Here is a 26062-nt window from a genome sequence, read left to right as displayed (position 1 = left end):
AAGAGAGACGTGAGATGAACAGCCTGTTTTTAATCCTGAATAAAATCGCCATCAGCGCCATGCAGCGCTCTGAGATCGTCGGGGCCGCCTTCGCGCTGGCGCTGGTGTTTATGCTGATCATTCCGCTGCCGTTGCCGCTGATCGATACCCTGATCGCGCTCAATATCTGCCTCTCTTCGCTGTTGATCGTGCTGGCAATGTACCTGCCGAAACCGCTGGCGTTTTCCACCTTTCCGGCGGTGCTGCTGCTCACCACCATGTTCCGCCTGGCACTGTCTATTTCGGTCACGCGCCAGATTCTGATCCAGCAGGACGCCGGGCATATTGTCGAGGCGTTCGGCAGCTTCGTGGTAGGCGGCAACCTGGCGGTGGGAATGGTGATGTTCCTGATCCTGACCGTGGTCAACTTCCTGGTGATCACCAAAGGATCGGAGCGCGTGGCGGAAGTGGCGGCGCGCTTTACCCTCGACGCGATGCCGGGCAAGCAGATGTCGATCGACAGCGATCTGCGCGCCGGGCTGATCGACGTGCATCAGGCGAAGTCGCGTCGCAGCGATCTGGCGAAAGAGAGCCAACTGTTCGGCGCGATGGACGGCGCGATGAAGTTTGTAAAGGGCGACGCCATCGCCGCGCTGGTGATCCTGTTTATCAACCTGATCGGCGGCATCAGCATCGGCGTGTTACAGGTCGGGATGTCGGCGGGCGAAGCGATGCACGTCTTCTCGATCCTTACCATCGGCGACGGGCTGATCGCCCAGATCCCCGCGTTGCTGATCTCGCTGACGGCGGGGATGATCATCACCCGCGTCTCCTCAGACGCCGACACGATCGACGCGCCGAATATCGGCCGCGAGATCGCCGAGCAGCTTACCAGCCAGCCGAAGGCCTGGATCCTCGCCTCGATGGGAATGCTGGGCTTCGCGCTGGTGCCGGGAATGCCGGGAATGGTCTTTACCCTGCTGGCGCTGATTACCCTCAGCAGCGGCGGCTTTCAGGTATGGCGCGCGCGTCATACGCTGCGCCTTGCCCAGCCGCAGATGGAAAACGAAGTGATCCCGCCGGAGCTGAACGGTCGTGAAGATCTGCGCCAGTTCAACCCGACGCGCCCCTATCTGATCCAGTTCCCGACCGTCTGTCGCGGCAAAGCGGAAACCCTCGATCTGGTGCAGGAGATCCGCCGCCTGCGCAACCGCATCGTCTACCACTTCGGCTTTACCCTGCCGGCGTTCGATATCGAATTCAGCGACCGGCTGGAGGCGGACGAGTTCCGCTTCTCGGTCTATGAGATCCCGAAAGTCATGGGCACCTTTAACACCGGCTGCGTGGCGGTGGAGGCGCGCTGGCTGGAGAGCCTCAGCGCGCAGGAGCAGCAGGCGCTGAGCGCATCCGCAGAATCGACCGCCGTCGCCGCGCCCGCCTCAGGCCAGGAGGCGGCGCAGGCGGAAGCCGCGCCGCTCAAACCGGCGTTGGGCCAGGCGTTGCGTCAGGAAGCGGACTATCTCTGGCTGCCCGCCGACCATCCGCTGCTGGAAAATGAAGCGGTGGCGCGCTGGACCGCCGCCGAGCTGCTGCTGAAGCGCATGGAGAACGCCATTCATGCCAGCAGCCCGCACTTTATCGGCCTGCAAGAGACGCGCGCGCTGATGGGCTGGCTGGAGAGCGAACAGCCGGAGCTGGCGCAGGAGCTGCAACGCGTCATGCCGCTGGCGCGCTTCTCCAGCGTGCTGCAAAAGCTGGTGGCGGAACGTATTCCGCTGCGTTCGGTGCGCGCCATCGCCGAAGCGCTGATCGAACATGGCCAGCACGAGCGCGACGTCTTTTTGCTTACCGAGCAGGTGCGTATCACCCTGAAAACCCATCTGTGCCATCAGTACAGCCAGGCGGACGGCATTCACGCCTGGCTGCTGGCGCCGGAGCTGGAAGAGGCGTTGCGCGACAGCCTGCGTCAGACGCAAAACGACATCTTCTTCGCGCTCAGCCAGGAACAAATTCAGTCGGTGCATCAGCAGGTGCGCCGCGCCTTCACCACCGGCAACGAACGGCAGTCGGTGCTGCTGGCGGCGCAGGATCTGCGCGGCCCGCTGCGCGCGCTGATCGCCGAATCTTTCCATCAGGTGCCGGTGCTGTCGTTCGCTGAACTGGAACCGGCGCTGGCGGTGCATGTGCTTGGCCGCCTGGAAGCCGATCCCGCCTTTTATTCACTCACCAGCTGGGAGGGAGAATAATGTTTGAACTGCGCGTGCTGTCCGGCCTGCATTGCGGCGCCGCTTTACCGCTCAGCGGCGATCTCTGGCAGATCGGCGCCTCGCCGCAGGCGGATCTGCTGCTGAGCGATGAAAGCGCCGCCGACAGCGAACGCTGGCTGCGCCGTCATGAACAAAACTGGTGGCTGGCGCAGCAGGCGGAAGCCGAAGAGGGCGAACCGGTCACGCCGGAGGAGCCGTTTGTGCTGGGCGGCGTCTGGCTCTGCGTCGCGCGGGCCAGCACGCCGTGGCACGAGGCGGCGGCGCTGCCCGCCAGCGCGTTCGTCGCTCCGGCCGCCGCGCCGGAAGCGCCTGTGGCGCGCGCGTCCGGTACGCCGCGCTGGATGCGCGGCGTACTGTTCGGCCTGCTGCTGCTGTTCAGCTTTACCGTGGTGAGCTGGATATTACAGCCGACGGTGGCGCAGCCCGCCGCGGAGAGTTCGCGTCCGGCGTGGGGCACGGTAGAGGATCTGCGCGCGCCGTTGCAGATTATGCTGCGCGAGCGCGATCTGGCGAACAACGTTCAGATATCCCGTCAGGGCGAGCGTCTGCTGCTGAGCGGCACGTTGAACAAAGCGCAGATGAGCGTCTTCAACCGCATGATGACGCGCTTCTATGCGCGCTACAGCGCCAGCGCGCCGGTAAAAAGCGCGGTGCGTCCGCTGGAGAAAAAGCTGCCGTTTCGCATTGTGCAGATCGCCACCGGCGCGCGCGCCAATATCGTCACCGACGAGGGCGATCGGCTGTTTATCGGCGATCAGATCGGCGATCTGCGGCTGGTGGCGATCACTGACGATCGCGTGGAGTTCAGCGGCCGCGATCCGATTACGGTGAAATGGTGATGCGCGCGGATCTCGACAGCTGGTTCAGCCAGCAGCAGCAGCGCCTGCGCCAGCCCGACGCGGTCAGCGTCTGCGGCCGCATCACCGGCATCAGCGGCATTCTGCTGGAGTGCAGCCTGCCGCGCGCGCGCATCGGCGATCTCTGCCGCATCGAACGCGACGGCGACAGCGTGATGGCGGAAGTGGTGGGCTTCAATCCGCAGCATACATTGCTGTCGGCGCTCGGCCCGCTGGACGGCATCGCCCAGGGCGCGCGCGTGACGCCGCTCTATCTGCCGCACAGCATCTGCGTCTCCGATGCGCTGCTTGGCTGCGTGCTGGACGGCTTCGGCCGTCCGATAGATGGGCAGGGCGTCGGCGCTTTCGCGCTGCCGGGCGAGGCGGAACATACCATTCCGGTACTGGGCGACGCGCCGCCGCCCACCGCGCGTCCGCGTATTTCGACGCCTCTGCCGACCGGCGTGCGCGCCATCGACGGCATGCTGACCATCGGCGTCGGCCAGCGCGTCGGCGTTTTCGCTGGCGCGGGCTGCGGCAAAACCACGCTGCTGGCGGAACTGGCGCGCAACGCCCCTTGCGACGTCATCGTCTTTGGGTTGATCGGCGAACGCGGCCGCGAGCTGCGCGAATTCCTCGATCACGAGCTGGACGAGGCGCTGCGCAGCCGCACGGTGCTGATCTGTTCCACCTCCGATCGCAGCAGCATGGAACGCGCCCGCGCCGCCTTTACCGCCACCGCCATCGCCGAAGCCTTCCGTGAGCAAGGCAAAAGCGTGTTGCTGATCCTCGATTCCCTGACCCGTTTCGCCCGCGCCCAGCGCGAAATCGGCCTGGCGATGGGCGAGCCGCCCGGACGCGGCGGCCTGCCGCCCTCGGTCTACACCTTACTGCCGGGTCTGCTGGAGCGCGCGGGGCAGACGCAGAGCGGCGCGATCACCGCGCTCTATTCGGTGCTGATTGAGGCGGACTCGATGAACGATCCGGTCGCTGACGAGGTGCGCTCGCTGATCGACGGCCATATCGTGCTGTCGCGCCGCCTGGCGGAGCGCGGCCACTATCCGGCGATTGACGTGCTGACCAGCCTCAGCCGCACCATGAGCAACGTGGTGACGCGCGAACAGATGTGCGACGCCACCCAGCTGCGCCGCATGATGGCCGCCTGGCAGCAGGTGGAGATGCTGATCCGCCTCGGCGAATATCAGCCCGGCCACGACGCGATGACCGACGCCGCCGTCAACGCGCAGCCCGATATCAACGGCTATCTGCGCCAGGCGACGCGCGAGCCCAGCGAGTGGCAGCAGACGTTGCAGCATCTTTCGGAGGTAAGCGCCCATGCGCCGGAAAATTAATCTGCCTGACGAACTGCCCGCCGGGGAGAGCGGCGAAAACCTGCGCGAGGCGTTCGCGCTGCTGCTGCCGATCCGCCGTCAGCGTCTGCGCCGCAGCGAACGTCAACAGCGCCAGCATGAACAGCGGCTGGCGCAGCTGCAAAGCGCGCAGCGCGACGCCGAACGGCAGCTGACGCAGCGGCGGGCGGCGTATCAGACGCTGCGCGACGGTTTTGACGGGGCGCATCTTGGGCGTCAGCCGCTGACCGAATTACAGCGTGGGCTGCAACAGGAGCAGCGCGCCGCCGACGCGATGCAGCGCCAGCGTCAGACCTTAAGCGACTGCGCCGCGCAGTGCGACACGCAGAGCGCCCGGCTGGCGGCGGCGCGCGCGGAAACCCAGCAGCGCCAGCGCGAGCTGGAGAAACTGGAAATGCTGATGCAGGAGATGCCGTCATGAATCCTTTTATCACCGAGCGTCCCGCCACGAAGCTGCGCCCTGAACCGGAGCGGCGCGAACCGCGCGCGCAGGCGGAAGATCGTCCACGCGCCGCGCCGCAGCCGACGCGTCCGAAGCCCGCTCAGCCGCAGCCCGCCAATGCGCAGCCGAAACCGCAGCCGCGCGGCGCGGAGCGCGGCCGCAGCGAACGTAGCCCGACCAGCGCCCAGAGCGGGGCGGCGAAACGCGGCGAACAGCCGGAAAGCGCCTGCCCGGACGGCATGCTGTTCAGCGCCCTGCTGGATACATCGCCAGCGCCGCCGCCGCTCTCCATCGGCGTAACGGAACTCCCGACCCAGCCGCGCTTTGCGCCGCCCGCCGCTTCGGGCGCATCGTGCGCGGCGCCGATGGCACTCTGGCAGCCGCTGGAGGCGGAGCTGGGCCGCGTGGTCGATCGCCAGCCGGACGGCCCGGTCGCCATAACGCTGCTGCTGCCGCGCCTCGGCGAGGTGGACGCGCGTATGCAGCCGCTGACCGCCGGCGGCTGGGATATTGCGCTGCGTTTCTCCCCGTCGGCGCTGGGCGCGCTGGAGGCGCATCAGGAGCGCTGCCGTCAGGCGCTGCGCCGCCGCATGGCCTGTCGCGTGCGCCTGCGTTTTGAACAGCGGGGGCAGGCATGAAACGGATTTCGCTGCCACGCCTGAATGCGGAGGAGGCGCGGCTGCGCCAGCGTATCGGCGCCGGTCAGTGCTTCCCTTATCAGCTGAATGACGACGCGGGCGCGCTGACGCTGCGCCTGACCAGCGCCGCCCCAGCCAGCGACGCGCTGGCGCTGCGTTGCGACGGCGGCCCGCTGTGGATTGGCGAGGCGGAAAGCGTGCTGGCGCTGCTCTCCGACTGTCCTGCGCTGCCGTACGCTGAAGCGGCGCTGACGCCCTGGTACTGGCCGCTGTTCAACCAGGCGATCAGCCCGCAGATCGCCACGCTGCTCGGCGAGCTGGCGCCTGACGATGTCGCCGCGCCCGCCGCACCCTTTACGCTGCGGCTGACGCTGACGCTGGGCGACCTGCGCGCGCAGGGCAGCCTAACCGCCCCGATCGCCACGATCAACGCTCTGCTGGATAAGCCGGGCTGGCAGCCGGTGAACGCGGCGCTGCCCGATGCGCTGCCGCTGGGTTTCCCGTTGATCCTGGGGGCGCTGACCCTGAGCGTCGCGCAGCTTGCGCGGCTGCGGCCTGAGGATGTGCTGCTGCCCACGCGCGCCAGCTTCTCCCCCGACGGCGAAGGCAGGGTGCGGCTTGGCAGCCTGCAACTGACCGGCACGCTGAACGGCGAGGCGGACCGCGCCTTTTTTACTCTTTCTGACCTGGAGATCCCCTCTGTGACATTTCCCTACGATAACGATGATACGACCCCTGTTGAGCACTCTGAAGAGGAATGGCAGGACAAACCGACGTCGGAGGCCGCGGCGTTTGACGCGCTGCCGCTGGCGCTGACGGTGCGCTGCGGCCAGCTGCGCCTGACGCTGAGCGAGCTGCAGCGACTGAACCGCGGGGCGACGGTGATGGTGGATAACGTGCTGCCGGGCGAAGCGCTGCTCTGTCACGGCGATTTCCCGCTGGCGAAAGGCGAGCTGGTGGATGTGGAAGGGCGGCTGGGGCTACAAATCACCCATATGCTGCCGGGCAGCGTCAACCCCCTGAGCCACGGCAGGTAAGCGATGACGGAGATGCAGTCGCTTAACCCGATGATGCTGGCGCTGTTCCTCGGCGCGCTTTCGCTGGTGCCGATGTTGATGATTATCTGTACCTGTTTTCTGAAGATTTCGATGGTGCTGATGCTGACGCGCAACGCGATGGGCGTGCAGCAGGTGCCGCCTAACATGGCGCTTTACGGCATCGCGCTGGCCGCGACGCTGTTCGTGATGGCGCCCGTGTTCAACGATATCAGCCAGCGCGTGCAGGCGATGCCGCTCGATTTCAGCAATATGGAGCGGCTGGAATATACCTTCGGCAACGGCGCGGAGCCGCTGAGAAACTTTATGTCGCACAACACCGACCCCGATATTCTGGTGCATTTACAGGAGAACGGCGCGCGCATGTGGCCAAAAGAGATGGCGCAGAGCATCACGTCGCAGAGCCCGCTGCTGATTATTCCCGCCTTCGTGCTGTCGGAGCTGCAAAACGGCTTCAAAATCGGCTTTCTGATTTTTATTCCGTTCCTGGTGGTCGATCTCATCGTTTCCAACGTGCTGCTGGCGCTGGGGATGCAGATGGTGTCGCCGATGACCGTTTCGCTACCGCTGAAAATCCTGCTGTTTGTGCTGGTCAGCGGCTGGACGCGGCTGCTGGACGGCCTGTTCTATAGCTATCTGTGAGGCGGCGATGGAGATATTGACCTTTTTTCGCCAGGCGATGCTGCTGGTGGTGCTACTCTCCGCGCCGCCGCTGATCGTCGCGGTGCTGGTGGGGATTGTGATTTCGCTGGTGCAGGCGGCGATGCAGTTGCAGGACCAGACGCTGCCGTTCTGCCTGAAGCTGGTGGCGGTCGGCATGACGCTGGTGCTGACCGGACGCTGGGTTGGCGTGGAGCTGATTCAGCTGACGCAAAACGCCTTCGCCATGATGTCGCGGGTGGGCAGCTGATGCTGTGGAGCGACGCGCTCGACCAGCTGTTCAACGCGCTGCTGGCGCTGCTGCTCGGTATGGCGCGCATTTTCCCCTGTCTGCTGCTGACGCCGATTTTCTCCTTTTCCGCCATTAAAGGGGTACTGCGCACCGCGATCGTGGCGGCGCTGGCGCTGTTTATCGCGCCGCTGCTTTACCACGATATGCTCGGCGCTTCGCTGTCGCTGGTCGCTTATGCCGGGCTGGCGATCAAAGAGCTGATCCTCGGCACATTGATCGGCCTGATCCTCGGACTGCCGTTCTGGATGTATGAATCGGTGGGCGCGCTGTTCGACAACCAGCGCGGCGCGCTGATGGGCGGGCAGATCAACCCGCAGCTGGGGCCGGACGCCACGCCGCTGGGCTACCTGATGAAGCAGGTAATCATCCTGCTGCTGATCGTCGGGCCGGGCCTGAACGCGGCGACGCAGCTAATCTGGGACAGCTACCGCTTCTGGCCGCCGCTGACCTGGCTGCCGCCGCTGAGCGCGCAGGGCTGGGAAGTGTGGCTGGGGCTGCTGAAGGAGACCTTCGTCAGTATGGTGCTCTACGCCGGTCCGCTGGTAGGGCTGCTGCTGCTGCTTGATTTCGCCGTCGGCATCATCAGCATTTACAGTCCGCAGATCCAGGCGACGGTGCTGGCGATCCCGCTGAAATGTCTGCTCGGCCTGCTGTTTCTCGTGCTTTATCTGCCACTGCTCAACCACCTCGCCGGCGAACGGCTGTTTGAGCTGCGCGATCTGAGCCATCTGCTTCCCCATCTGTTTGACACAAAAGGCGCGGCACATGAGTGAAAAAACGGAAGACGCGACCCCGCAAAAATTGCAGGAGTCGCGCAAAAAAGGGCAGGTCAGCCAGAGCCAGGATATTCCCAAATTGCTGATTTCGATTGGCATTCTGGAAGCGATTTTCGCGCTGGTGGACAGCGGCATGCAGCGCATGGAATCGATGATCATGCTGCCGCTGATGCGTATCGGCCAGCCGTTCGGCCACGCGATGGAGGAGGTGGTGACCGACTCGCTGATGGTGCTGCTGCTGTTTTCCACCCTTGTCGGCGCAATCGCCATGCTGCTGCGCATTGTTGGCGGCTGGCTGCAATTCGGCCCGCTGTTCGCCGTGGAGGCGATGATGCCGAAGCTGGAAAGCCTGAACCCGGTGAACCACTTTAAAAATATGTTTTCGGCGCGGCAGTTCACCCAGCTGCTGACCAGCATTATCAAGGCGATGGTCATCGGCGTCGTACTGTGGTTCGCGCTGGAGCCGGAGATCGGCAATCTGGCGCGGCTGGCGCAGACCGATCTCAACACTTTCTGGCACGGCGTGCTGTCGCTGTTTATCAAGGCGGCGCGCCAGGTGCTGATGGCGCTGCTGGCGATGAGCGCGCTCGATTTCGGCCTGCAAAAATATTTCTACCTTAAGCAGCAGCGCATGAGCCACGAGGATATTCGCAACGAATATAAGCAGAGCGAAGGCGACCCGCATATGAAAGGGCACCGCCGCCAGGTGGCGCACGAAATCCTGAACGAAGCGCCCAGGGCGCCGCGTCAGGTGGCGGTGGAGGAAGCGGACGTGCTGCTGGTCAACCCGACCCATTTTGCCGTCGGGCTTTACTATCGTCCGGGGGAAACGCCGCTGCCGCGCCTGCTGTTTAAGGCCAGCGACGACGACGCGCACTATCTGATCGAGCAGGCGCAGCGCGCGCGCATTCCGGTGATCCGCTATATCTGGCTGGCGCGCACGCTTTATCGCACCACGCCGGAGGGCGGCTGGATCCCGCGCGAAACGCTGAAGGCGGTGGCGCAGGTTTATCGCCTGCTGCGCGAGCTGGAGGATCACTATATGGATGAGGTGATTGAAATGGAGGATGAATAACGTGAGCCAGCTGTTTAATGCTGACAGCTTTGCTGGCGCAGGCGTGGCCGCTTCCCTGAACCAGCCTGTTTCATCCGTGTATCGATACGCCTGACGGCCCATCTGTGCGACAGGCCGTCGCTCAGGCTAAGCGGCCGTCTCCGCCGTTTCCGCCAGGCGCGTCAGCAGCGTCGGCATAAAGCCCCGGATCTGCTCTCCCTGCTCGATAAAGGCGTTCACCAGCGTGGTGAAGCGCGGCGCATCCAGCTGCTCCAGCGGCTGCTGACAGCAGAGCCGCAGCGTCAGCTGCGCATCCAGCGCCAGCCAGCAGCCGCGCATCGCCTCCATCTCAAAATTCATTGCCAGCAGCGCGCGCCACATGGCTGGATCGTCCGCCATCTCCTCTGGCGGCATAATACGGCAGTGCAGCAGCAGGTTCTCGCCCGGCGGCAGCTCCATCACCACCAGCTCCTGTTGCTGCGCGTCCAGCAGGGCGCAGACGCCGTTCTCCAGCGTCAGTTCAGTATTCAGCGTGCGGCCATAGTGATCCAACAGGCGCTGTAAAAGGATATTGCTCATGTGTGGCTCCCGTTAACTTTTCAGTACCCGACCGTTCTGTTGCGCAAGGCCCAACGGAACGGCCAGTTGTTCGGTGCTGCGCTTCGCCAGCTCGCCTTCCAGCGTGTAAGAGAGCGGGCTTTGCTGATCGCGGCCATAGCTAAAGCTGATTTTCCCCAGGTTGCGGCTTTTGGCGATCGATACGCTGCTGCCGCCGCCCAGCAGAAACATCGGCGTGGCGACGCCGTCGCTTTTGCTTTTGCTTTCGGTAAAGGCGATCGACTTGATGCGCATATCGCTACGCGTTTGCAGGCGCTTCTCCAGTTCGTCGCGGCTGATGCGTCCGGCAAGCCAGTCGGCGTTCAGGCGCTCTTTCATTTCATCCTTCGGCTCCAGCGTCACTACCGCCTGGGTATCGCTGGAAAGCTGCATCTGCTGAAGCAGCCCGCTGAGATGCGTATCGTTCGCCATCATCGCGCGGATGCGGTTGGCATTGCTCAGCTCATGGTTGGACTCCGTTTCATGGCTGAAGAGATCGCCTATCCAGTGCAGCAGGCCGTTGCCGTTGATTTTGGCGAGGTTGTTATAGGTGGATTGATATTCCGCGCTGCCCGGCAGCGGCACGCGCTGGGTCAGCGCCTCACGCTGCTGGCGCAGCTTCACCAACTCGCGAATAGCGCCATACTGCGCGTTGTTGGTGACCTTGCCCTGCGCTTCGTGCTGGCCGAAAAAGGTCAGCAGCGCATCAAGCTTCTCATCGGGCGTTTTTGCCGTTTTATCGCTTTTCGCGTCGGGATCTTTCAGCGACGCCATCAGCTGCGCCGTGGCGCGATCGGTAAAGGCTTTCGACAGGCTTTCGGTCAGCTTATCGATATGGGTGCCCGCCAACCGCTGCGGCTGCGCCAGTTCCAGGCTCAGCGCCTGTTTGGTGCGGTTATCGAAGCTGAAGCGCACCCCCGCGCCGGTGATGGCGGAGATCGGCTGGCGCGCCTGATCGGTGCGGTTAGTCACGCCGGTGGGCGACATAAAGCGCGCGTCGGCGCTGCCCTGGTTAAAAAAGCGCGCGCGGTTATCGCTGCGGGTATGTTTGTTGCTGCTGGCGTTGCCGTTGTTGTTGCGCTCGCGCGATGCCGCCGCGATGTTGGCGCCGACCGAAACGCCGCCGCCGACGCGCGTCATGGCGATGTGCTCCTTCTCGTTTTTATTGGTCATCGGTACGCCGATGCTGGCCTGCGCCGCGCCGTTGGTGTCTAGGCTGGCGGTCCAGGTGCTGCCGTTTTTCACCTTATGGTCGTTGCCGCGATCCAGCAGCTCCAGCGGATCGATCTGGTCGCTGGCCAGGCGGCTGAGGAAGCTGTTCAGCTCGTTCTCGCCCAGGCTGAAGGTAACGCTGTTCTGCGCCTGACGTTGCAGATTCGCGGACGCCGCGACGCCCAGCCTGACCACCGGCGAAGCGGTGTGGCTGTCGTTTTTACCGAAGCTGACGTCGTTGGGGTCGACATGGCCGGTCAACACGTTGTAGCCCAGCGCGGTAAAGGGCGCGATGCCGCCAGAACCGTTGCGTCCCACGGTCACCGTCAGGCCATCTTCCCCGCGCGTAAAGGCGAGGCTGTAGCCGCGATCGGCGTTGACGCGCGCGCCCGTCACGTTAAGCGTCTGGCTGCCCGGCAGCACCATGGAGGAGGCGAAGGCGCCGTAGCCGCTGTTAAACGTCAGGCTCTCGCCGTTGCTCAGGGATTTCAGCTCTTTCTCGACGTTCTCAATCAGCTGCGCCTGGTTCGGCGCGTTAAACAGGGTGCGCGAGGTGAGGTTAAGGCCGTGGTGCGGCTTGCTGAAGGCGTTGGTCATCTTCCTGATGGCGTCATAGCTCGCCTCCACCTGCTGAAGATTGGCGAAGCCCTGGTCGGTGAGCTTTTTCACCGTATTGCCGCCCCAGGTCTCGTCGCGCAGCTTGCGGATATTCTTTTGCAGCTCGGCGCGCGCGGTCTCCTGGCTGTCGCCGAACGCCAGGCTGCGCTCATAAATATCGATCGCGCTGTGCAGGCCCTGCTGCGTCATCGCATCCAGAAACAGCCGCGACTTCACCAGCCCCAGCTCATCGCCGCTGTCGCGCACCGGCTTTTCGACGTTGGGCTTAAGGTGATCGATCGTCAACCGGCTCTTTTGCATGCCGGTCACCACGTTCTGCGCCGCCGTCGTGTGTGCCGAAGGGTGGTTGGCAATCATCTGATGCAGCGTGCCGACCATGCGGGTGTCGCGCTGGCGTGAACTGCTGAGATGGCCGCCATGCGTGTGTTTAAGCCTGGCTGCGTCGGTATTGATCTGGTTATTCTCGTTAAGCACGCCGTAATGCTGACCCACCGCGCGGCTTCGCAGCATCAGACTGTGTCCCAGATCTTCGGCGAAGGCGTTGATCTCTTCATGCAGCGCCGGATCGTGGGTATGAATATTCAGCTTTTGCAGGCGCTGCTCCAGCGGCGGTTTGCGCTGCGTGGTATGGGTATGCTGCGCAGTGATATCGTGCGCGATCTGGTTCTGCGCCTGATAGAGCGGCGATAGTCCCTCATGGCCTTTAAAGCGCTGCTTCACTTCATGGTTAAGGTTTTTCAGCGGACGCGGGCAGAGGCCGCCGGAGGTGCGCAGTACGAACGCCTCCATACGTTTTCTGAACGGGTTGTTCACTTTCGTCGTGTCGTTGCCGGTGCTGCCGAACAGATCGATCTCCCGCTTCCAACTGACGTGGGTACCGGGAATGCGTCCCGTTTTGCTCGCGTCGCCCAGCCGACCGAAGGTTTCGGCGGAGCTGTTGTTTTGGTGCGCGCTCAGCGCCTGCTGGCGGTTAACCGGCTGCCAGGCGCCCGCCTCCAGACGCGCGGCGTTGCCGTTGCTGTCCGCCGCCATCAGGCGACCTTTTTCGTCGGTATGCAGGCTGGCCAGCGTGCCGAGGTTCGGCGGCGCGCTTACCGGCTGCCAGCCGTTGCCGCCATTGCTCTGCCACTGCTTGCTGTCCAGCATAAACAGTTGACCGCCGCCGGTCAGGCCGAACAGCTTATTGTGTTCGTTGACCACTATATCTTTCAGTTGTGCCTGCTTCGCCGCGTCGCCGGTCAGCCCCTGCGTGGCGGGCAGCCCGACGGAGGTCAGCGTCTGCGTCGGCAGACGATCGCGGCGCTGGCCCGGCGACGTCTGGTGCAGCTTCACTTCGCCGCTCTCATTCAGCGACAGCAGACGCCCGTTGCCCAGCGGGGCGATAGTCTGCGTTTTGCTCTCTTTGCCCAGTCCGTGCACTGCCAGATCCGCTTTGACGCTGTTTTTCACCTGGGTCAGCTGGAACAGGTTGTTGTGATAGAGGGTTTTATTGCCCGCCTGATTGATTTTCAACGGCTTCGCTTCGCCATCCTCCACCTTCATCGGCATGCCGTCGCTGCCGCGCACCAGGCGGTCGGCTTTCTCCGAGGTCGGCTCCCAGCGCTGCGACGTCGAATCGTAAAAGTGCACGTTGCCGTCCATCAGCGCCAGCTTGCCGAGACGTCCACAATCCACCACCGCGTGCGGCAGCGGTTCGCTGCGCCGCAGGCCCTTCTGGTAATCCATCACCATGCTTTCGCTCAGGTTCCAGCCCGGCGTCACGCCGTTGGCGTCGAGCTGGCAGCTGTGTTCATTGTCCATGCGGTCTTTGACCGTCGCATGCAGACGGCCCTGGCCGTCGCTGTGCAGTGCGGCGATCTGCGCTCCCGCGCCAAACGCCGCCTGCACTGCCTGGTTGCGCGGATCTTCGCTGAAGTTGATTTCGCTGGCGCCTGCGGCGGGCGGCGCGGCGCTGAACAGCTTGCCGTCGGGATCGACCGCCAGAATCTGGCCGCCGTGCAGCGCGATGGCGCCGAGGTGAAAATCGCTCTGCTGGCCGTTTACGCTCTGCTTCATCGCCAGCTTCGGGCTTTGCCAGTCATGGGTGGTGATGCTGTTCAACAGCCGCAGGTGCTGCGCGTGCGTCTCTTTATCTTTTAATACCACCGCCATTTCGCCCTGCGAACCGGCGCTAAAGGCGGCGATTTTGTCATCGAACATCAGGCTTTTTTGCTGGCTGCTGAGGTTGTGCAGACGCTTGTCGCCCTGAATCGCATAGAGCTGGTTATCGCCCTGGCGGCTGAGCTTATCGAAGGTTTTTTCATCGACGCCGTGCGTCGGCTCCCAGCGCTGGCTGCTTTCATCGAACCGGTGGAGGCGCTTCTCATGCAGGCGCAGATGCTCGGTCTGGGCGCCGTCGGCGCGCTGGTGGCTGAAGATGCCGGTCAGCATGCTCTGCACCGCCTGATCGGGCAGCGGACGATGCTCGCGCACGCCGTTGTGAAGCAGCGCGATGCGCTGGCCCGCGCGGTCCATGCGGGGCTGTTGTTCCGGCGCAACGGGCTTGCTGTGTGCGATGGCGGTAAAGGCGAGCGGCGAATCCTGTACGTTCAGCAGGCGGCCGCTGCGATCGAGCAGCACGTGCTGATGCTGGCCGTTATTGGCGTGCCAGCGGTAGCGCTGGTCGGTTTTCCCCAGCGTCTGTTCCAGCAGCGGCGCGAGCGCGGGAGAGGCGTTGATGTTCAGGCGTTCGCCGTTCAGCGACAGGTTGTTCAGCAGCCCGTTCAGCGGCGTCGCCGCGCCCGACGGCGGCTGGCTTTCGGGAGAAGGGCGCTCCATCCGCTGACGCTGCGCCTGCTTCGCCGCCAGCGTGGTTTTTTCATCCGCGCTGAGGGCGGCGGCGTGGCGCTCCGAGATCTGATCGACCAGTTGCAGCATAGTGTTGCTCCAGTCGGCCAGCGACGCGGCGCTGTCCGTAACGGAAGCGGTTCTGCCGGAATGTGGTTCGGCGAGCGCGGAAAGCGAATGGCGGCGCGCCGGTGCGGCAGGACGAGGCGTTTCGCCGCTTCCGCTGAGGGAGTGTCGGCGCGCCGGCGGCGGCTTTACCGGCCTGCCGTCAACCGGCGTCGCGTTAGCCTCGCCGGTGGAGTGACGTCGCCGCAGCGCCGGGCCGTTGTCCGCCTGCTGAGCGGCATGTGGGGTTTCCGCGCCGCTCACTGAATGACGGCGCGCGGGCGGCGCATTGACCGGCCAGGCATCGACCGGCGTCGCGTTGGCGTCGCCGGTGGAGTGGCGGCGCTGCAATGCCGCTCCGCCTTCCGTCTGCTGGCCGCCGCGCGGCAGCTGCGGCTCCGAATGCTGACGGCGCAGCGAGGAAGCGGCGCCCGGCTGCTGGCGGGCAGAAGCGGGCGCCCGCGCCGCGCCCTGAAGTAAATTGCTACTGCTGCGCTGCGTGGCGCGCGCCGAGCCCTGGGCGACAGCGGATGAAACGCTGCTGCGGGCGCTCATGGCGCTCACGCCGCGCGCGGCGGCGGCGCCAGCGATAACAGGGGGAAAAGCCATTTAACCTCCTCGGCGAATAAACAGATAACGATGCGGACGCGTCGAACCGATTCCTGAGTGGCTTATGCGGTGAGGCGGTTCCAAAAAAAGCGCGGACAGCAAGAAAAATGGAGCGCGGCAGAGAGCGTAAAAAGCAGGAAAGCGGGCGAGCAAAACGCTGAAGCGGGTTTTGCTCGCCTGGAGAGATCAGGGATGCACCTGAACCTGCGTGTAGTCATACGGGCCGTTGCGCAGCTCCGGCTGCCACCAGATAGTGAGCTGTTGCAGATTGGACTGCGGACGACAGCGCATATCCTGACAGCCCGACGGCGCTTTCGGCGCGCAGGCGCCCAGCAGCAGAGTCGTCAGAACGGTTAACGCGAGTTTACGTAGCATAGCGATCCTTAACGTAACAGACGGCCGGCGCTGACGCCGCCGGAGGATGAGAGCAGCGAGACGCGGCCTGGACGGGCGGCGGCGCCGGGTTCAAAAGCGACGTAGACCTCGGCGGATTCGCCGGAACGCAGCTGGGCGCGCGGCCAGACAGCGACCGCCAGCGTGCGGTCGCTGCGGCAGCTCGCTTCGTCGAAGCGGCGGGTCACGTTGCTGTTATTGGTCACCACGCCGACGGCGATCTGCACCGAGCTGTTGTGGTACCACTGATGACGACGATAGTCGTTGAACAGGCCGCCCGGCAGGCGACAGAGCGCGCTCAGCGTTTCGCCGCTGCCGCCGGTCGAAAAGCCGGTCGGCACGCGGTTTTCCGCCAGGTCGCGCAGCGCCGTCTCCACCAGACTTTTCATATCGGTATATTTATGACGGCGGTTGACGTCGCCCATCGCTTCATTCAGCTGCGTGCGGTTCTCATCGGCGATGTAGCGCGAAGGATCGACCTGATCGCCCACCAGGTGCGGGGTGATGATAAACAGCCGTTCGCGCTGCGACGTTTCATGGCGGGTGGAAGTGAACAGCTTGCCGATCAGCGGAATGCTGCCGAGGATCGGCACGCGACGCTCGCGATCGCCGCTCTGCTTGGTGTGGAAGCCGCCCATCACCAGCGAGCGCCGCTCCTGCACCAGCGCCTGGGTGCTGATCACGCCGTTGCTGGTGCCTTCCGCTTCGCCGTCATCGTTTTTCTCCAGCTTGCCGTCTTCGACGTCGACAATCAGCTGCACCGACGACTGGCTGCTGCCGATGGCGCGCGGCGTGACGCGCAGGCTGGTGCCAGCGGTGACCGCCTGAATATCGGCAACCCGTTCGCCGACGGCGCGGATAAAAGCGGTGTCGCTGAAGTCGATCACTGCGGGCTGATTCTCCAGCGTCATGATCGACGGATTGGCGATGATCGAGGCGGTGCCTTCGCCTTCCAGCGCCTGAATATCGGCGAAGAAGCGGCGGAAATCGGTGACGAACAGCGTGCTGGGGCCGGAAAGCAGCGTCGATCCGCCGCTGACGTTGCCGAACTGGCCCGCCCAGCTGCTGGAAAGGCGCGCCAGTTCGTTGCGATCGATATCGACGATCAGCGCGTCAATTTCGATCAGCTTCTGCGGCACGTCGATCATGGCGATCAGCGACTGGTAGGCGCTGCGGTATTTCGGATCGTCACGCACCAGCAGGGCATTGTTGCGCACGTCGGCGGAAACCCGTCCCGCCATGGCGCTCAGCGCGCTGCCAGCGGAAGATCGATCCTGATGCGAACCGCGACCAATCAGCTGGTTGAGCACGTTCTGCGACTCCATCCGCATCTGCTCCATACCGTCATCGCCGCCCTGACCGCTGCTCATGCCTTTGGCGCTGTCGCTGCTGCTCTGTCCCAGCAGTTCGTTCAGCATGGTGGCGACGCCCGGCACCAGCAGCGTCTGATCGCGGTAGCGAATATTGCGGTCGGCCACCGAAGCGTACTTCAGCGGAAACGCCATCATCTCTTTCGGCGATTTATCCTCTTTTGGCGTGTCCGATTTTTTGGCGAAGTCGGCAATCAGATTGACGTACTCCGGCGGACCGGTGACCAGCACCACGCCCTCGTCGGGCAGCTCGCCCCAGCCGAAGCGCGGCTCCAGCAGGCCGACGCCCTTCAGCGCCTGTTTGATATCGGGCGCGGCGTCGGGCGAAATTTCCAGGCGGCGCGAGGTTTGCGCCGACAGCGGGCTGACATAGAGCGTGTTGTTATAGACGAACCACTGAAAACGGTACTCCAGCGCCAGACGATTCAGAAACGCCTCCGGGCTGGCGGCGCGCAGACGGCCGGTCACGTTGCTGTCGGGCAGCGTGCCGATATTGATGTCGACGCCGAAGCTGTTGGTGAAGTCTTCGAGAATAATATTGAGCGGCGTGTTGTCGGCGGAATAGGCGTAGGCGCCGTTCTTCCAGGCTTCCGGCGTGCTGGCGTACAGCGGGCTGCTACAGGCCAGCAGCAGCAGGGCGGCGGCCCAGCGCAGCGGTCTTGTTATTGCGGGCAGGGTGATCACACCTTACTCCTTTCTTCTTGATGTCACGATCGGGCGGGAAAGCCTGTTAGCGGCAGCCGTAGCTGCCGCGCGTCAGGGGAGCGGCGGCGGACGCCGACGCGTCAGTTAATGGCATCGATAATCGCTTTGCGGATGCCGAACTTGAACTGGGTGTACTGCGAGCTGACCCAGCTGGCGTTGGACATATCCAACAGCTGGTTCTGGAAGGCGTACATATCGCTGAGGCTGAACGGCTGGCCCGACATCTCTTTAGCGAATTGATAGGTCTCGTTGTGGGTGCGGCTGGACTGGCTGGATAACCGGCGTTGCAGTAAATCTTCGGAAGGCATGGCGCATCTCCTTTAGGTTAAGATCCTCCCTTGAGTGGCGCTGGCGCGCGTTGGGTTCCGCGCCTGATAAAAAATTATCCCTCTGCGCCCAAAGCCTGACAGAACGTTCGCCAGCCGATCGCCATTTCACCCTGGTCGGTCACCAGCCGCAGGCTCTCCGGCGGCAGCCCTTCGTCGGGCGCCAGCCGCCAGCGCAGCGCCGGACGTTCGCTGAGCCAGGCCGCCAGTGTCGGCTGCTGAGAAGGCGCGCAGCAGAGCGTCGCCTGGATTTCCGGCGCGCAGCGGTTCAGCAGCTGGGTCAGCAGCGCCTGCAGGCGATCCTGCGGCGGCACCTGCGCCAGACAGTGCGACAGCCCCTCGGCCAGCAGGCGGCTGGCCAGTTCGACCACCTGGCGCTGCTGCGCCTCGCGCTGTTGTTGCCAGTCGTCGAACAGCGGCTGCGCCTGTTGCCAGAAGCGCGCCTGCGCGTCTTCGCAGATCGAAATCGCGTCCGCTTCCGCCTGCTGGCGAATCTGTCGCGCCTCCTCCTGCGCCTGTTCGATCAGCGCCTGCGCCTGATATTGCGCGGCGTCCAGCAGCGATTGCGCCTGCGCCTGCTGCGCCAGATCGTCGCGGCTGAGGACTGCCTGCTGCGGTCCCGGCGGCGTAAAACAGGCGATCTGCTTAAGACGCCACATCGTCCGACTCCTGTTCTTCCTGTGTGGGCCGACAGCGCCACAGCGCCGCTTCCCAAATCGGCCGTAGCCGTCGGGCGGGCAGCGCCAGCGGCGGTGAGGGGCAGGCAAGGGCGGCGTCGCGCGGGAAGGCCATGCGCAGCCGAAGCCAGCAGTCGGGCGCGAGCGCCTGCAACAGCGTCAGCGCCGATGCCGATGTCGGAGAGACGTTTTCCGGCAGCCAGCTTTCCGGGCGCAGCCCTTTCGCCAGCCGTCGGCACCAGATTTTATCGTCGCCGGGCAGCGCGGTTTCCGCGCCGCAGACGGCGGCGACCAGCAGCAACAGGCGCGTTTTTTCCGCTTCATCCAGCGAGGCGATTGTCAGCAGCAGCGGCTGCGGCGCTGGCAGCGGCTGCGGCGCTGGCAGCGGCTGCGGCGCTGGCAGCGGCGCGGGGGCGATGCCCCATTGCCGTCCGATTGTCCCGGCGTGCAGGCGCGTCAGCCGTTGCTGTTGCGAAGGCGACAGGGCAAACCAGGCGTCGTGACGCCAGCTGTCATGCGCCGCGCGCCAGTAGCCGCTGTGCCACCACGTCAGCCACGCCTGCGCGGTCATGACGGTTTCCCTGGGTTGGCGACCGTATGGCGCGCGCTTTTTTTGCCGGCGCGCAGCGTCACGATGCCGAGAATCAACAGCAGCAGCACGCCCGCGACGCTTAAGACGCCTTTTGTCAGCGAATACTGCCCCGGCGAAAGGGTAAAAGGCCCCATCTTCACTGTTTCAACGCGATCTTCATACACTTTGGCCGGTACGAACACGATAGCGAGATCGCGATCGTCGCGCCCCACCAGGCCGGGAATACTGGTCGCCACCAGGCGGCGAATGCGCGGCTCGATGCTGTCAGGGTCGAGCGTGTCGTGATATTTGATAAACACCGAGGCGGAGGCGGGCTGTACCGGTTCGCCCGGCGCGATGCGCTCCGGCAGCACCACATGCACGCGCGCCACCACCACGCCGTCAATTTGCGCCAGCGTCGATTCCACCTCCTGCGACAGGGCGTAGATATAGCGCGCCCGCTCCTCCATCGGGCTGGAGATCACGCCGCTTTTCTGGAACACCTCGCCGAGATTGGTGCGCGCCTTGCGCGGCAGCCCGGCCGCGTCGAGAATATTGACCGAACGCTCAATATTTTCCGACGCCACCCACACCGAGACGCCCGTTTTATCCACCTGCTTGCTGGCGGCGATATGGTAGCGGTTCAGCTCAGCGATAATGTCGTTAGCGTCGTTTTCCGCCAGGTTGCTGTTCAGAACGGTATCGTCGCCGCAGCCGCTCAGCAGCAGAGCAAGCGCACCGATCAGCAAGGCTTTCACCAGAGAAGGTCGCATAGCGTTTACTGTAGGTTGGTTAATTTATCCAGACTCTGTACGCCTTTAGCGATGATCTTGGCGTTCATCAGGCTCTGTACGTAGTAGTCCGACAGCGCGGCGTTGGCGGCGCTAAAATCGAGCGAGCTGGTGGAGCGCGAAGCGGTCTCCAGATCGCGGAATGCGCTCTGCTGCGCCTGCTGGTTGCGCGCGATCGCCCCGGTCAGGCTGCCGATCAAATTGGGCGCCTCGCCGGAACCTGCGGATGCTGACGCTTCCGGCGCGTTGAGCGCCGCGCTGAACCACTGCGCGTCGGCGCCGTTGGCGGCTGGCGCGTCGTTGTCCGCTTCCAGCGTAACGGAAGGGGTCGGCAGAGAAGATGCGTGATTAACTTTCATCGGTTCGGCTCGCTGTGAAAGAAGAAGAGAGGGAGGAGTCAGGCGATCTCCTCCCTGCCCGCGACGCTTAGTACTGAATCTTCACCTGGGCGGCCGCCGAGCCCGCCTGCGCGGCGCTGTCGGCGATGCCATTGACGCGCTGGTTTTCCGCGTCCAGCTTGGCTTTCGCCACCTGGTTCTGCTGCATCTCTTTCTGTACGCCCTGCATTTCCATCATAAAGTCTGCGCCGCCCAACGCGCCTGAAATCTGGCTCAGGGAGCTGGCGCCGCCGGTGATGAAGTTAGAAATACCTGAAGTTGCACTCATGGTTGTTTCCTCGCTAATGGTTGATTGGTACTGCTGCAATGGTTTCGTTAGTTAGTGGCGAGGCGACGGCGGCGGTTCCAAAAAAGCGGATTTTTTTCTCACGGGCGAGATATGCGGGGCGCCGGGCGCGCAATCGGGCGCGCGGCGCTCAGGGCGGGAAGCGCCTTCAGGCGCTCAGCTTTAGCTGCTTCAGACGGTGGTAAAGGGTACGGCGCGGAATGCCCAGTTCATGCACCACCTCATCGATGCGGTGGCCATGACGATGCAGACACTCATGGATCAGGCTGCGCTCAATGCGGCGCAGACGCTCTTTCAGGACGATCGATTCCGCCTGCGGGATCGCCTGCTGGCAGAGCGGCGGCAGCCCTAACACAAAGCGCTCCGCCGCCGCTTTCAGCTCCCGGATGTTGCCCGGCCAGCTGTGCAGCAGCAACGCTTCGTCCAGCCCTGGCGCACGCGGCGGCAGCGGCTGATCGAGCCGCTGGGCGGCGTCCTGAGTGAACTGGCGGAACAGCGGAATAATCAGCTCCGGTCGCGAGCGCACCGTCGGCGTCGCCAGCGTAATGGTGTTCAGGCGGAAATAGAGGTCGCGGCGGAAACGGCCCTGCGTCACCAGCTGCTCCAGCGGCGTCTGGGCGGCGGCGATCACCCGCAACGTGAGCGGAATGCAGCGTGTGCTGCCGAGACGCTCGATGGCGCGCGTCTCCAGCATGCGCAGCAGCTTGGCTTGTACCGTCAGCGGCATACTGTCGATCTCGTCGAGAAACAGAATGCCGTTGTTCGCCGCCTCGATATAGCCGGGACGCGAGTGGCTGGCGCCGGTGTAGGCGCCGGAGACTACGCCGAACAGCTCGCTTTCCGCCAGGGTTTCCGGGATCGCGCCGCAGTTGACCGGCACCAGCGGGCCACGGCAGCCGGAGCGTTCGTAGATGCGGCGCGCCAGCGTATCTTTGCCGGTGCCGGTTTCGCCTTCCAGCAGCACATCCACATTCAGAGGGGCGATAGTCTCAACCAGTTTATGCAGATGCGCATGAATATCTGCCGTCGGAAAGGCGCACCCCGTGAGCCCAGGCGAATTCAGCGGGGACAAATCAGCATGGCCGGTGCGCCGGCTCTCTTGCGCCGGGCAGCGCGTGCTGGTGGTAATCGCTTTAACCATAATGTCTCCAGTAACTCGACACGAATTTTTGCTGCGCGTAGTTATACGCTGATGTGGCAATGACAATTGTGAAATTTTTTTTATGGCATGCCGGTCATAAAAAATTACAAAACCATTCGGTTTCCTTACTTTCCGCCATAACAATCTGCGACAGCTATCAGTCTGGGCTGATAAACACGTAGGGATTTCCAACGTCGCTGTAGGGATTTCCTGACAGGATGACGTTCAGCCCTGTTACCGTGCCGCTTGCGACGACGCCTTGTACATCAAGGGCGTCAGATGAAATTTTTATGTCTGTGCGCTGCCGCACACCTAATTTGCACAGAAATGGAACTCCCCATTCCCCTGCGCCACTTACAAAGCGAGTCAGAGCCTGCGAAGCCTTGAAAAATGTCGGCAACCGGCGAGCAGACTGGGCCTGTAAAGCTCAATTCATTCATAAATGTAACGTTTAACCGGAGGATGTATGGGATTCAAAATCGGCGGTTTCGGCGGCGGCAAAACAACCATGCCACCACCTGATTTATCCGGCAAAGGGCGTCAGGATATCGGTCCGAACGGGCCGCGTACCAACACCACGACGCCGGGCGGCAATATCACCAATAACAGCACCAGCCTCAATAACGGCCAGGGTGTGGACGGGAAAAACGGCAAGGGCGGCAAGTTGGGCGGTAACCTGCTCGACTTTGGTCTGAACGCTGGCGGCGGCGCGCTGGGCCTGACGGGCAGCGGCCTTACCGGCGGCACCGGCGCCACCGCCAATAACCTGTACTCGACCACCGCGCAGCCTGGCAATCAGAGCGGAGGCCTGCTCTCATCGGGCGGCAAAAGCGGCGGCGTCGGACAGATGCTGCAACAGCTGCTGATGCTGATTGGCCTGCAACAGCTGCTGAAAGGCGGCGGTCAAAATCCGTTGCAGCAGGCGAGCCAGCAACAGCAGCAGCCAGCTGGCAATCAGGCGGCGCAGGGCAATCAGGGCGGCGTTAACGGCATGATCCAGCAGGTTATGCAGATGATGCAGCAAATGATGCAGCTGATGCAGCAACTGACCGGCATGCAGCAGGGCGGCGGCAACAGCGCGGGCGCGCAAAGTAATAATGGCGGCCAGAACAACGCACAGTCCGGCGGCGGCAACATGCTGGGCAATCTGCTGAATTCGGTGATGCAGATGACCGGTCTGAATGCGCTGATGTCGCTGCTAGGCGGCGGTTCGCAGAATAACGGAGGCGTGAAGTAATGGCGTTAAACGTTAACGGAGGGGGCATCGCCCCCCTTTTTCCTGATAAACCCGCGCCCCCGTCCGGCGCGCTGTTGGCCAGCGTCACTGAGCAGCCCGCGCTAAAAAACAGCGGCGTGCTCAACTACGGCGGCGCGGCGGCTAACGCGCCGCTGCTGGACGATGTGTCCGGCGAAGCGCCGCAGGCGAGCGGCGGACAGCAGGGCGCTTTTTTACAAAGCCTGCTGATGCTGATGGGGTTACAGGCGCTGATGCTGAACCTGACGGCCGGACAACAGGCGCAGCAGACGGCGACGCCGGATGAGAAGCTGCAAAATCTTACGCCGCTCATTACCCAGAACGGCGGCGCAGGCAATGGACAGGTGCGCGCCAGCGAGCATGACACCAGCGTCAGACCGACGGAGGAGAACCTGACCGGCCGTCCGCCGGGCGATAACCGCAGCGCGGAAGCGATCCTTGACGAGAACCCGGTACTGAAAAATCTGGGCAATCAGAAGGATATCAAACGCGATCGGTTGAAAGAGCGCTTCGGCGACTGGACCGCCGATAACCCCGATCCGAAAAGCCGCGCCGACGCCGCCTACAATATGGCCTGCGTACTGAACAGCGTGAAAGGGCTCAACGATCGTGACGGCGAGAGCCGCGGCGATGTACACGGCAACGGGAAAATCGAGGGGATCACCAAGGATGGCGACGCGCGTCACGGTACCGAAGCGGGCGTATTGAAGGATATCGCCGAAAATGGATTGAGCGCGCTGCCTGCGGACGGCAATCTGCCGCAGACGAAGGATACCCACGTGCGCAAAGATGGCACCAACAAGGATAACTTCCAGTGGGGCATGGGCGAAATCGGCCGCGTGTTGTCCAATATCCCTATTCTGAAGTCGATCCTGGCGCCGATGTTTAACAATATCGGCGAAGCACGCACCCTGGGCGAGGTCTTTAGCGGCGGCTTTAAAGGACTGGCCGAGGGCGCAATGGGCCTGGCGCGCGGGCCGGTCGGCTGGGCGGTGACGGCGGCTACCGATACGATTTCCATCGTGCTGGAGAACAGCGGCAAAAACAAGAAAGACCCACCGCCTTTTTCATGAGGCAGAAGGCGCAATCCAGGTCCCTGCACCGCCGGCGCAGGGACTTTTTTACGAGTGGAATGCGGACGACGCTGCCTCCCCGCGCCTGACGCGCAGGGAGGCGGTTATCACGCGGGCAGAGTGCCCTGGCCGCTGCTGATGATCGAGGCGAAATTCATCACCTTGTTCACATAGGTGGCGTCGCCGGTGCCGGTTTTCGAGATATCGCTGAGATCGTTAACGTTGACGTTAAGCGGCCCGGAATTGTAGGCACGCAGCGCCGCGCCCATATTGCCGCCGAAGTCGCCCAACTGCTCTTTCATATAGAGCGCGCCCGCCATGATGTTGTCCGCAGGATTACTGGCGCTGGCGTTCGGCCCCAGCAGATCGGGGTTTTTGCTCTGCAAATCGGCGAAGGTGTTGCTGTTGACCTGCATCAGGCCGCTGTCCTGCAGGCCGTTGCCGCCGTTAACCGTGGCGGCGCCCAGGTTGCCGCGCGACTCCTGCCAGATTTGCGCCGCCAGCACCTCGCCGGGCACGCCGGTTTTTTGCGCTGCATTCTGGATCGCGCCTTCATACGGCTTCAGCGCCTCTGGCAGATGCAGCCCGCTGCCGCCGGACGGCGCGGTGACGTTGTTGCCCGCGCCGTTAACCGGCGTGGCCATGCCGTTGGCGGTCGGTCCGTTCGGCGTTGCCCCGCTCAGGCCGTCGGAGCCGGGTTGGGGGACGCTCTGGCCGCCGTCAGGCGCAGCAGTCAAATTTTGCGGCGAGCCGCCAACGCCTGAAGCGGCCGCGTTCTGCTGACCGCCGTCGCCGTTCTGCTGGCTGGCAAGCTGCTGGAGCAGCGGCATCAGCGACGAAATCAACGCGCTGATCAGCTGGGTCAGCGTCTGGGCGATAGCGTTATCCACCTTCTGCTGCGGATTGCCGCCGTTCTGGCCGAGCAGCGCCGCAAGATCGGTGCCGCCGCCGCCGCTCTGACCGAAATCGATCGGCGAATTCATCGCGCCGGATGCGAGTGGGCCGCCGGTCGCCAGCGGATTTTTGTCGCTCAGGTTGCTCAGATCGGGGGGCGGCAGCGTTTGCAGGGGGCCGGGCCCTCCGGGAAGTGTGATCATGCTCAGGTCCTTATTGCGTGTGGGGTCAGTCTGTTAAGTGGCGCAGACGCGCAAAGGGTTCCTGCTGCCCCGCAAAGGTGATGTGACAATCTGTGCGGCATGCCACAAAACGGCAATTCCCCGGCGCGACGAACGCCCGCATCGCTGACTTCGCGGCATCATAGCCCTTGATGTAAACCGGGGAAATCATGATGCGCAAAGATAAATTACTGAATTTTCTGCTTAATCAGACCGATTTTTTGACCCGCAGCACCTTAGCGAGGTCTTCACCGCCAGCTGGCTGGCGCAGCGCTTCGCCATGCAGCGCAACACCGCCAGCCACTATCTCAACCAGCTGGTCGCCGAGGGACAGCTGATAAAAATCAATACCCGCCCGGTCTGCTTTCTGCATAAGGGCAGCTTTGAGCAGCAGTTCTTTCCGCTGTCGCGCAGCGAATATAGCAGCGTCGATGAGCTGTTAGCGGAGGAGGGGGATCGCGCGCCCGCCGCCGACCATTTTGCGCTGCTGATCGGCCATGACGGCAGCCTGAAGAAACCGATCGAGCAGCTGAAAACCGCGCTGTTCTATCCCGACGGCGGACTGCCGCTGTTGATCACCGGCGACAGCGGCACCGGCAAAAGCTATATGGCGCAGCTGCTGCAT

Annotated in this window: 24 protein-coding genes and 1 pseudogene; 13 read left to right on the top strand and 12 right to left on the bottom strand. The window is 63.6% G+C overall.

Annotated features, from left to right (window positions below; all coding sequences use genetic code 11):
* The first annotated feature begins 14 nt into the window (after positions 1-14).
* From MX657_RS22510 to sctU, 10 genes are read left to right on the top strand one after another with little or no spacing between them, the layout of a single operon-like run.
* Positions 15-2225 carry an FHIPEP family type III secretion protein gene (locus MX657_RS22510; protein ID WP_102752019.1) on the top strand — a complete coding sequence of 737 codons (2211 nt, stop codon included), beginning with the start codon at positions 15-17 and terminating at the stop codon, positions 2223-2225.
* The gene (locus MX657_RS22505; protein ID WP_102752018.1) at positions 2225-3085 is read left to right on the top strand and encodes an FHA domain-containing protein; all 861 of its coding nucleotides are present in this window, start codon (positions 2225-2227) and stop codon (positions 3083-3085) included. Before MX657_RS22510 ends, MX657_RS22505 begins: the two co-directional genes overlap by 1 nt.
* Positions 3079-4434 (top strand): type III secretion system ATPase SctN, encoded by a 1356-nt coding sequence (sctN, locus tag MX657_RS22500; RefSeq protein WP_346808596.1) that lies wholly within the window; start codon positions 3079-3081, stop codon positions 4432-4434. The genes MX657_RS22505 and sctN overlap by 7 nt, the downstream gene beginning before the upstream one ends.
* A complete protein-coding gene (locus MX657_RS22495; RefSeq protein WP_152391597.1) occupies positions 4418-4873 on the top strand; it encodes a type III secretion protein in 456 nt (151 codons plus the stop codon). Before sctN ends, MX657_RS22495 begins: the two co-directional genes overlap by 17 nt.
* Positions 4870-5532 (top strand): type III secretion system HrpP C-terminal domain-containing protein, encoded by a 663-nt coding sequence (locus tag MX657_RS22490; protein WP_102752015.1) that lies wholly within the window; start codon positions 4870-4872, stop codon positions 5530-5532. The genes MX657_RS22495 and MX657_RS22490 overlap by 4 nt, the downstream gene beginning before the upstream one ends.
* Entirely contained in the window at positions 5529-6569 is a 1041-nt protein-coding gene (locus MX657_RS22485) for a FliM/FliN family flagellar motor switch protein (RefSeq protein WP_102752014.1), read from the top strand. Before MX657_RS22490 ends, MX657_RS22485 begins: the two co-directional genes overlap by 4 nt.
* 12 nt (positions 6570-6581) lie before the next feature.
* Entirely contained in the window at positions 6582-7229 is a 648-nt protein-coding gene (gene sctR / locus MX657_RS22480; RefSeq protein WP_102752026.1) for a type III secretion system export apparatus subunit SctR, read from the top strand.
* A 7-nt stretch (positions 7230-7236) separates the two neighbouring features.
* The gene (gene sctS, locus MX657_RS22475; RefSeq protein WP_038628616.1) at positions 7237-7497 is read left to right on the top strand and encodes a type III secretion system export apparatus subunit SctS; all 261 of its coding nucleotides are present in this window, start codon (positions 7237-7239) and stop codon (positions 7495-7497) included.
* On the top strand, positions 7497-8312 hold the full coding sequence (gene sctT / locus MX657_RS22470) for a type III secretion system export apparatus subunit SctT (RefSeq protein ID WP_102752013.1): 816 nt from the start codon (positions 7497-7499) through the stop codon (positions 8310-8312). The genes sctS and sctT overlap by 1 nt, the downstream gene beginning before the upstream one ends.
* Positions 8305-9390 (top strand): type III secretion system export apparatus subunit SctU, encoded by a 1086-nt coding sequence (gene sctU / locus MX657_RS22465; protein ID WP_102752012.1) that lies wholly within the window; start codon positions 8305-8307, stop codon positions 9388-9390. Before sctT ends, sctU begins: the two co-directional genes overlap by 8 nt.
* Before the next feature lie 126 nt (positions 9391-9516).
* Here sctU and MX657_RS22460 read toward each other — a convergent pair whose 3' ends face one another.
* The 11 genes from MX657_RS22460 to MX657_RS22410 all read right to left on the bottom strand — a co-directional run bounded on the left by MX657_RS22460 (position 9517) and on the right by MX657_RS22410 (position 21994).
* Positions 9517-9948 (bottom strand): type III secretion system chaperone, encoded by a 432-nt coding sequence (locus tag MX657_RS22460; protein ID WP_038628609.1) that lies wholly within the window; start codon positions 9946-9948, stop codon positions 9517-9519.
* A 12-nt stretch (positions 9949-9960) separates the two neighbouring features.
* Positions 9961-15336 carry an AvrE-family type 3 secretion system effector gene (locus tag MX657_RS22455; RefSeq protein WP_261300407.1) on the bottom strand — a complete coding sequence of 1792 codons (5376 nt, stop codon included), beginning with the start codon at positions 15334-15336 and terminating at the stop codon, positions 9961-9963.
* Between the two features lie 186 nt (positions 15337-15522).
* Positions 15523-15711: an HrpT family type III secretion system protein gene (gene hrpT, locus MX657_RS22450; protein ID WP_102752010.1), complete on the bottom strand. Its 189-nt coding sequence runs from the start codon at positions 15709-15711 to the stop codon at positions 15523-15525.
* Between the two features lie 8 nt (positions 15712-15719).
* Entirely contained in the window at positions 15720-17783 is a 2064-nt protein-coding gene (gene sctC, locus MX657_RS22445) for a type III secretion system outer membrane ring subunit SctC (protein ID WP_258004099.1), read from the bottom strand.
* 101 nt (positions 17784-17884) lie between these two features.
* On the bottom strand, positions 17885-18112 hold the full coding sequence (locus tag MX657_RS22440) for an HrpF protein (protein WP_102752009.1): 228 nt from the start codon (positions 18110-18112) through the stop codon (positions 17885-17887).
* A 74-nt stretch (positions 18113-18186) separates the two neighbouring features.
* Complete coding sequence (gene sctL, locus MX657_RS22435) at positions 18187-18789, bottom strand: type III secretion system stator protein SctL (protein ID WP_038628601.1); 603 nt, start codon at positions 18787-18789, stop codon at positions 18187-18189.
* Positions 18776-19378: a serine kinase gene (locus MX657_RS22430; protein ID WP_346808595.1), complete on the bottom strand. Its 603-nt coding sequence runs from the start codon at positions 19376-19378 to the stop codon at positions 18776-18778. The genes sctL and MX657_RS22430 overlap by 14 nt, the downstream gene beginning before the upstream one ends.
* Entirely contained in the window at positions 19375-20151 is a 777-nt protein-coding gene (gene sctJ / locus MX657_RS22425) for a type III secretion system inner membrane ring lipoprotein SctJ (RefSeq protein WP_346808594.1), read from the bottom strand. Before sctJ ends, MX657_RS22430 begins: the two co-directional genes overlap by 4 nt.
* A gap of 5 nt (positions 20152-20156) precedes the next feature.
* Complete coding sequence (locus MX657_RS22420; protein WP_038628597.1) at positions 20157-20528, bottom strand: EscI/YscI/HrpB family type III secretion system inner rod protein; 372 nt, start codon at positions 20526-20528, stop codon at positions 20157-20159.
* Positions 20529-20595: 67 nt separating this feature from the next.
* Positions 20596-20835 carry a hypothetical protein gene (locus tag MX657_RS22415; protein WP_102752008.1) on the bottom strand — a complete coding sequence of 80 codons (240 nt, stop codon included), beginning with the start codon at positions 20833-20835 and terminating at the stop codon, positions 20596-20598.
* Between the two features lie 166 nt (positions 20836-21001).
* Positions 21002-21994, bottom strand: coding sequence for a sigma 54-interacting transcriptional regulator (locus tag MX657_RS22410; protein WP_102752007.1), 993 nt, complete (start codon positions 21992-21994; stop codon positions 21002-21004).
* A 466-nt stretch (positions 21995-22460) separates the two neighbouring features.
* Here MX657_RS22410 and MX657_RS22405 point away from each other — a divergent pair, with 466 nt between their 5' ends.
* A complete protein-coding gene (locus tag MX657_RS22405) occupies positions 22461-23231 on the top strand; it encodes a hypothetical protein (RefSeq protein WP_038628591.1) in 771 nt (256 codons plus the stop codon).
* Positions 23231-24322, top strand: a complete 1092-nt coding sequence (locus MX657_RS22400; RefSeq protein WP_102752006.1) for a hypothetical protein — start codon at positions 23231-23233, stop codon at positions 24320-24322. The genes MX657_RS22405 and MX657_RS22400 overlap by 1 nt, the downstream gene beginning before the upstream one ends.
* Before the next feature lie 107 nt (positions 24323-24429).
* Here MX657_RS22400 and MX657_RS22395 read toward each other — a convergent pair whose 3' ends face one another.
* Positions 24430-25419 carry a lytic transglycosylase domain-containing protein gene (locus tag MX657_RS22395; protein ID WP_102752005.1) on the bottom strand — a complete coding sequence of 330 codons (990 nt, stop codon included), beginning with the start codon at positions 25417-25419 and terminating at the stop codon, positions 24430-24432.
* A 191-nt stretch (positions 25420-25610) separates the two neighbouring features.
* Here MX657_RS22395 and MX657_RS22390 point away from each other — a divergent pair.
* Positions 25611-26062 (top strand): annotated as a pseudogene (locus tag MX657_RS22390) (sigma 54-interacting transcriptional regulator); the annotation flags it as partial.

The organism is Enterobacter chuandaensis, from assembly GCF_039718975.1.
Taxonomy (GTDB): Bacteria; Pseudomonadota; Gammaproteobacteria; order Enterobacterales; family Enterobacteriaceae; genus Enterobacter; species Enterobacter chuandaensis.
The sequence above is the reverse complement of the archived record's forward strand: the minus strand, read 5'-3'. Positions and strand labels throughout refer to the sequence as shown.

Coding starts and splice junctions, on each gene's coding strand:
- sctL (WP_038628601.1), bottom strand. CDS start 18,789: ATGTGGCGTCTTAAGCAGATCGCCTGTTTTACGCCGCCGGGACCGCAG.
- sctR (WP_102752026.1), top strand. CDS start 6,582: ATGCAGTCGCTTAACCCGATGATGCTGGCGCTGTTCCTCGGCGCGCTT.
- MX657_RS22455 (WP_261300407.1), bottom strand. CDS start 15,336: ATGGCTTTTCCCCCTGTTATCGCTGGCGCCGCCGCCGCGCGCGGCGTG.
- sctT (WP_102752013.1), top strand. CDS start 7,497: ATGCTGTGGAGCGACGCGCTCGACCAGCTGTTCAACGCGCTGCTGGCG.
- MX657_RS22510 (WP_102752019.1), top strand. CDS start 15: ATGAACAGCCTGTTTTTAATCCTGAATAAAATCGCCATCAGCGCCATG.
- hrpT (WP_102752010.1), bottom strand. CDS start 15,711: ATGCTACGTAAACTCGCGTTAACCGTTCTGACGACTCTGCTGCTGGGC.
- MX657_RS22430 (WP_346808595.1), bottom strand. CDS start 19,378: ATGACCGCGCAGGCGTGGCTGACGTGGTGGCACAGCGGCTACTGGCGC.
- sctS (WP_038628616.1), top strand. CDS start 7,237: ATGGAGATATTGACCTTTTTTCGCCAGGCGATGCTGCTGGTGGTGCTA.
- sctN (WP_346808596.1), top strand. CDS start 3,079: ATGGTGATGCGCGCGGATCTCGACAGCTGGTTCAGCCAGCAGCAGCAG.
- MX657_RS22400 (WP_102752006.1), top strand. CDS start 23,231: ATGGCGTTAAACGTTAACGGAGGGGGCATCGCCCCCCTTTTTCCTGAT.
- MX657_RS22405 (WP_038628591.1), top strand. CDS start 22,461: ATGGGATTCAAAATCGGCGGTTTCGGCGGCGGCAAAACAACCATGCCA.
- MX657_RS22410 (WP_102752007.1), bottom strand. CDS start 21,994: ATGGTTAAAGCGATTACCACCAGCACGCGCTGCCCGGCGCAAGAGAGC.
- MX657_RS22440 (WP_102752009.1), bottom strand. CDS start 18,112: ATGCCTTCCGAAGATTTACTGCAACGCCGGTTATCCAGCCAGTCCAGC.
- MX657_RS22420 (WP_038628597.1), bottom strand. CDS start 20,528: ATGAAAGTTAATCACGCATCTTCTCTGCCGACCCCTTCCGTTACGCTG.
- sctU (WP_102752012.1), top strand. CDS start 8,305: ATGAGTGAAAAAACGGAAGACGCGACCCCGCAAAAATTGCAGGAGTCG.
- MX657_RS22490 (WP_102752015.1), top strand. CDS start 4,870: ATGAATCCTTTTATCACCGAGCGTCCCGCCACGAAGCTGCGCCCTGAA.
- sctJ (WP_346808594.1), bottom strand. CDS start 20,151: ATGCGACCTTCTCTGGTGAAAGCCTTGCTGATCGGTGCGCTTGCTCTG.
- MX657_RS22395 (WP_102752005.1), bottom strand. CDS start 25,419: ATGATCACACTTCCCGGAGGGCCCGGCCCCCTGCAAACGCTGCCGCCC.
- MX657_RS22460 (WP_038628609.1), bottom strand. CDS start 9,948: ATGAGCAATATCCTTTTACAGCGCCTGTTGGATCACTATGGCCGCACG.
- MX657_RS22415 (WP_102752008.1), bottom strand. CDS start 20,835: ATGAGTGCAACTTCAGGTATTTCTAACTTCATCACCGGCGGCGCCAGC.
- MX657_RS22485 (WP_102752014.1), top strand. CDS start 5,529: ATGAAACGGATTTCGCTGCCACGCCTGAATGCGGAGGAGGCGCGGCTG.
- MX657_RS22495 (WP_152391597.1), top strand. CDS start 4,418: ATGCGCCGGAAAATTAATCTGCCTGACGAACTGCCCGCCGGGGAGAGC.
- MX657_RS22505 (WP_102752018.1), top strand. CDS start 2,225: ATGTTTGAACTGCGCGTGCTGTCCGGCCTGCATTGCGGCGCCGCTTTA.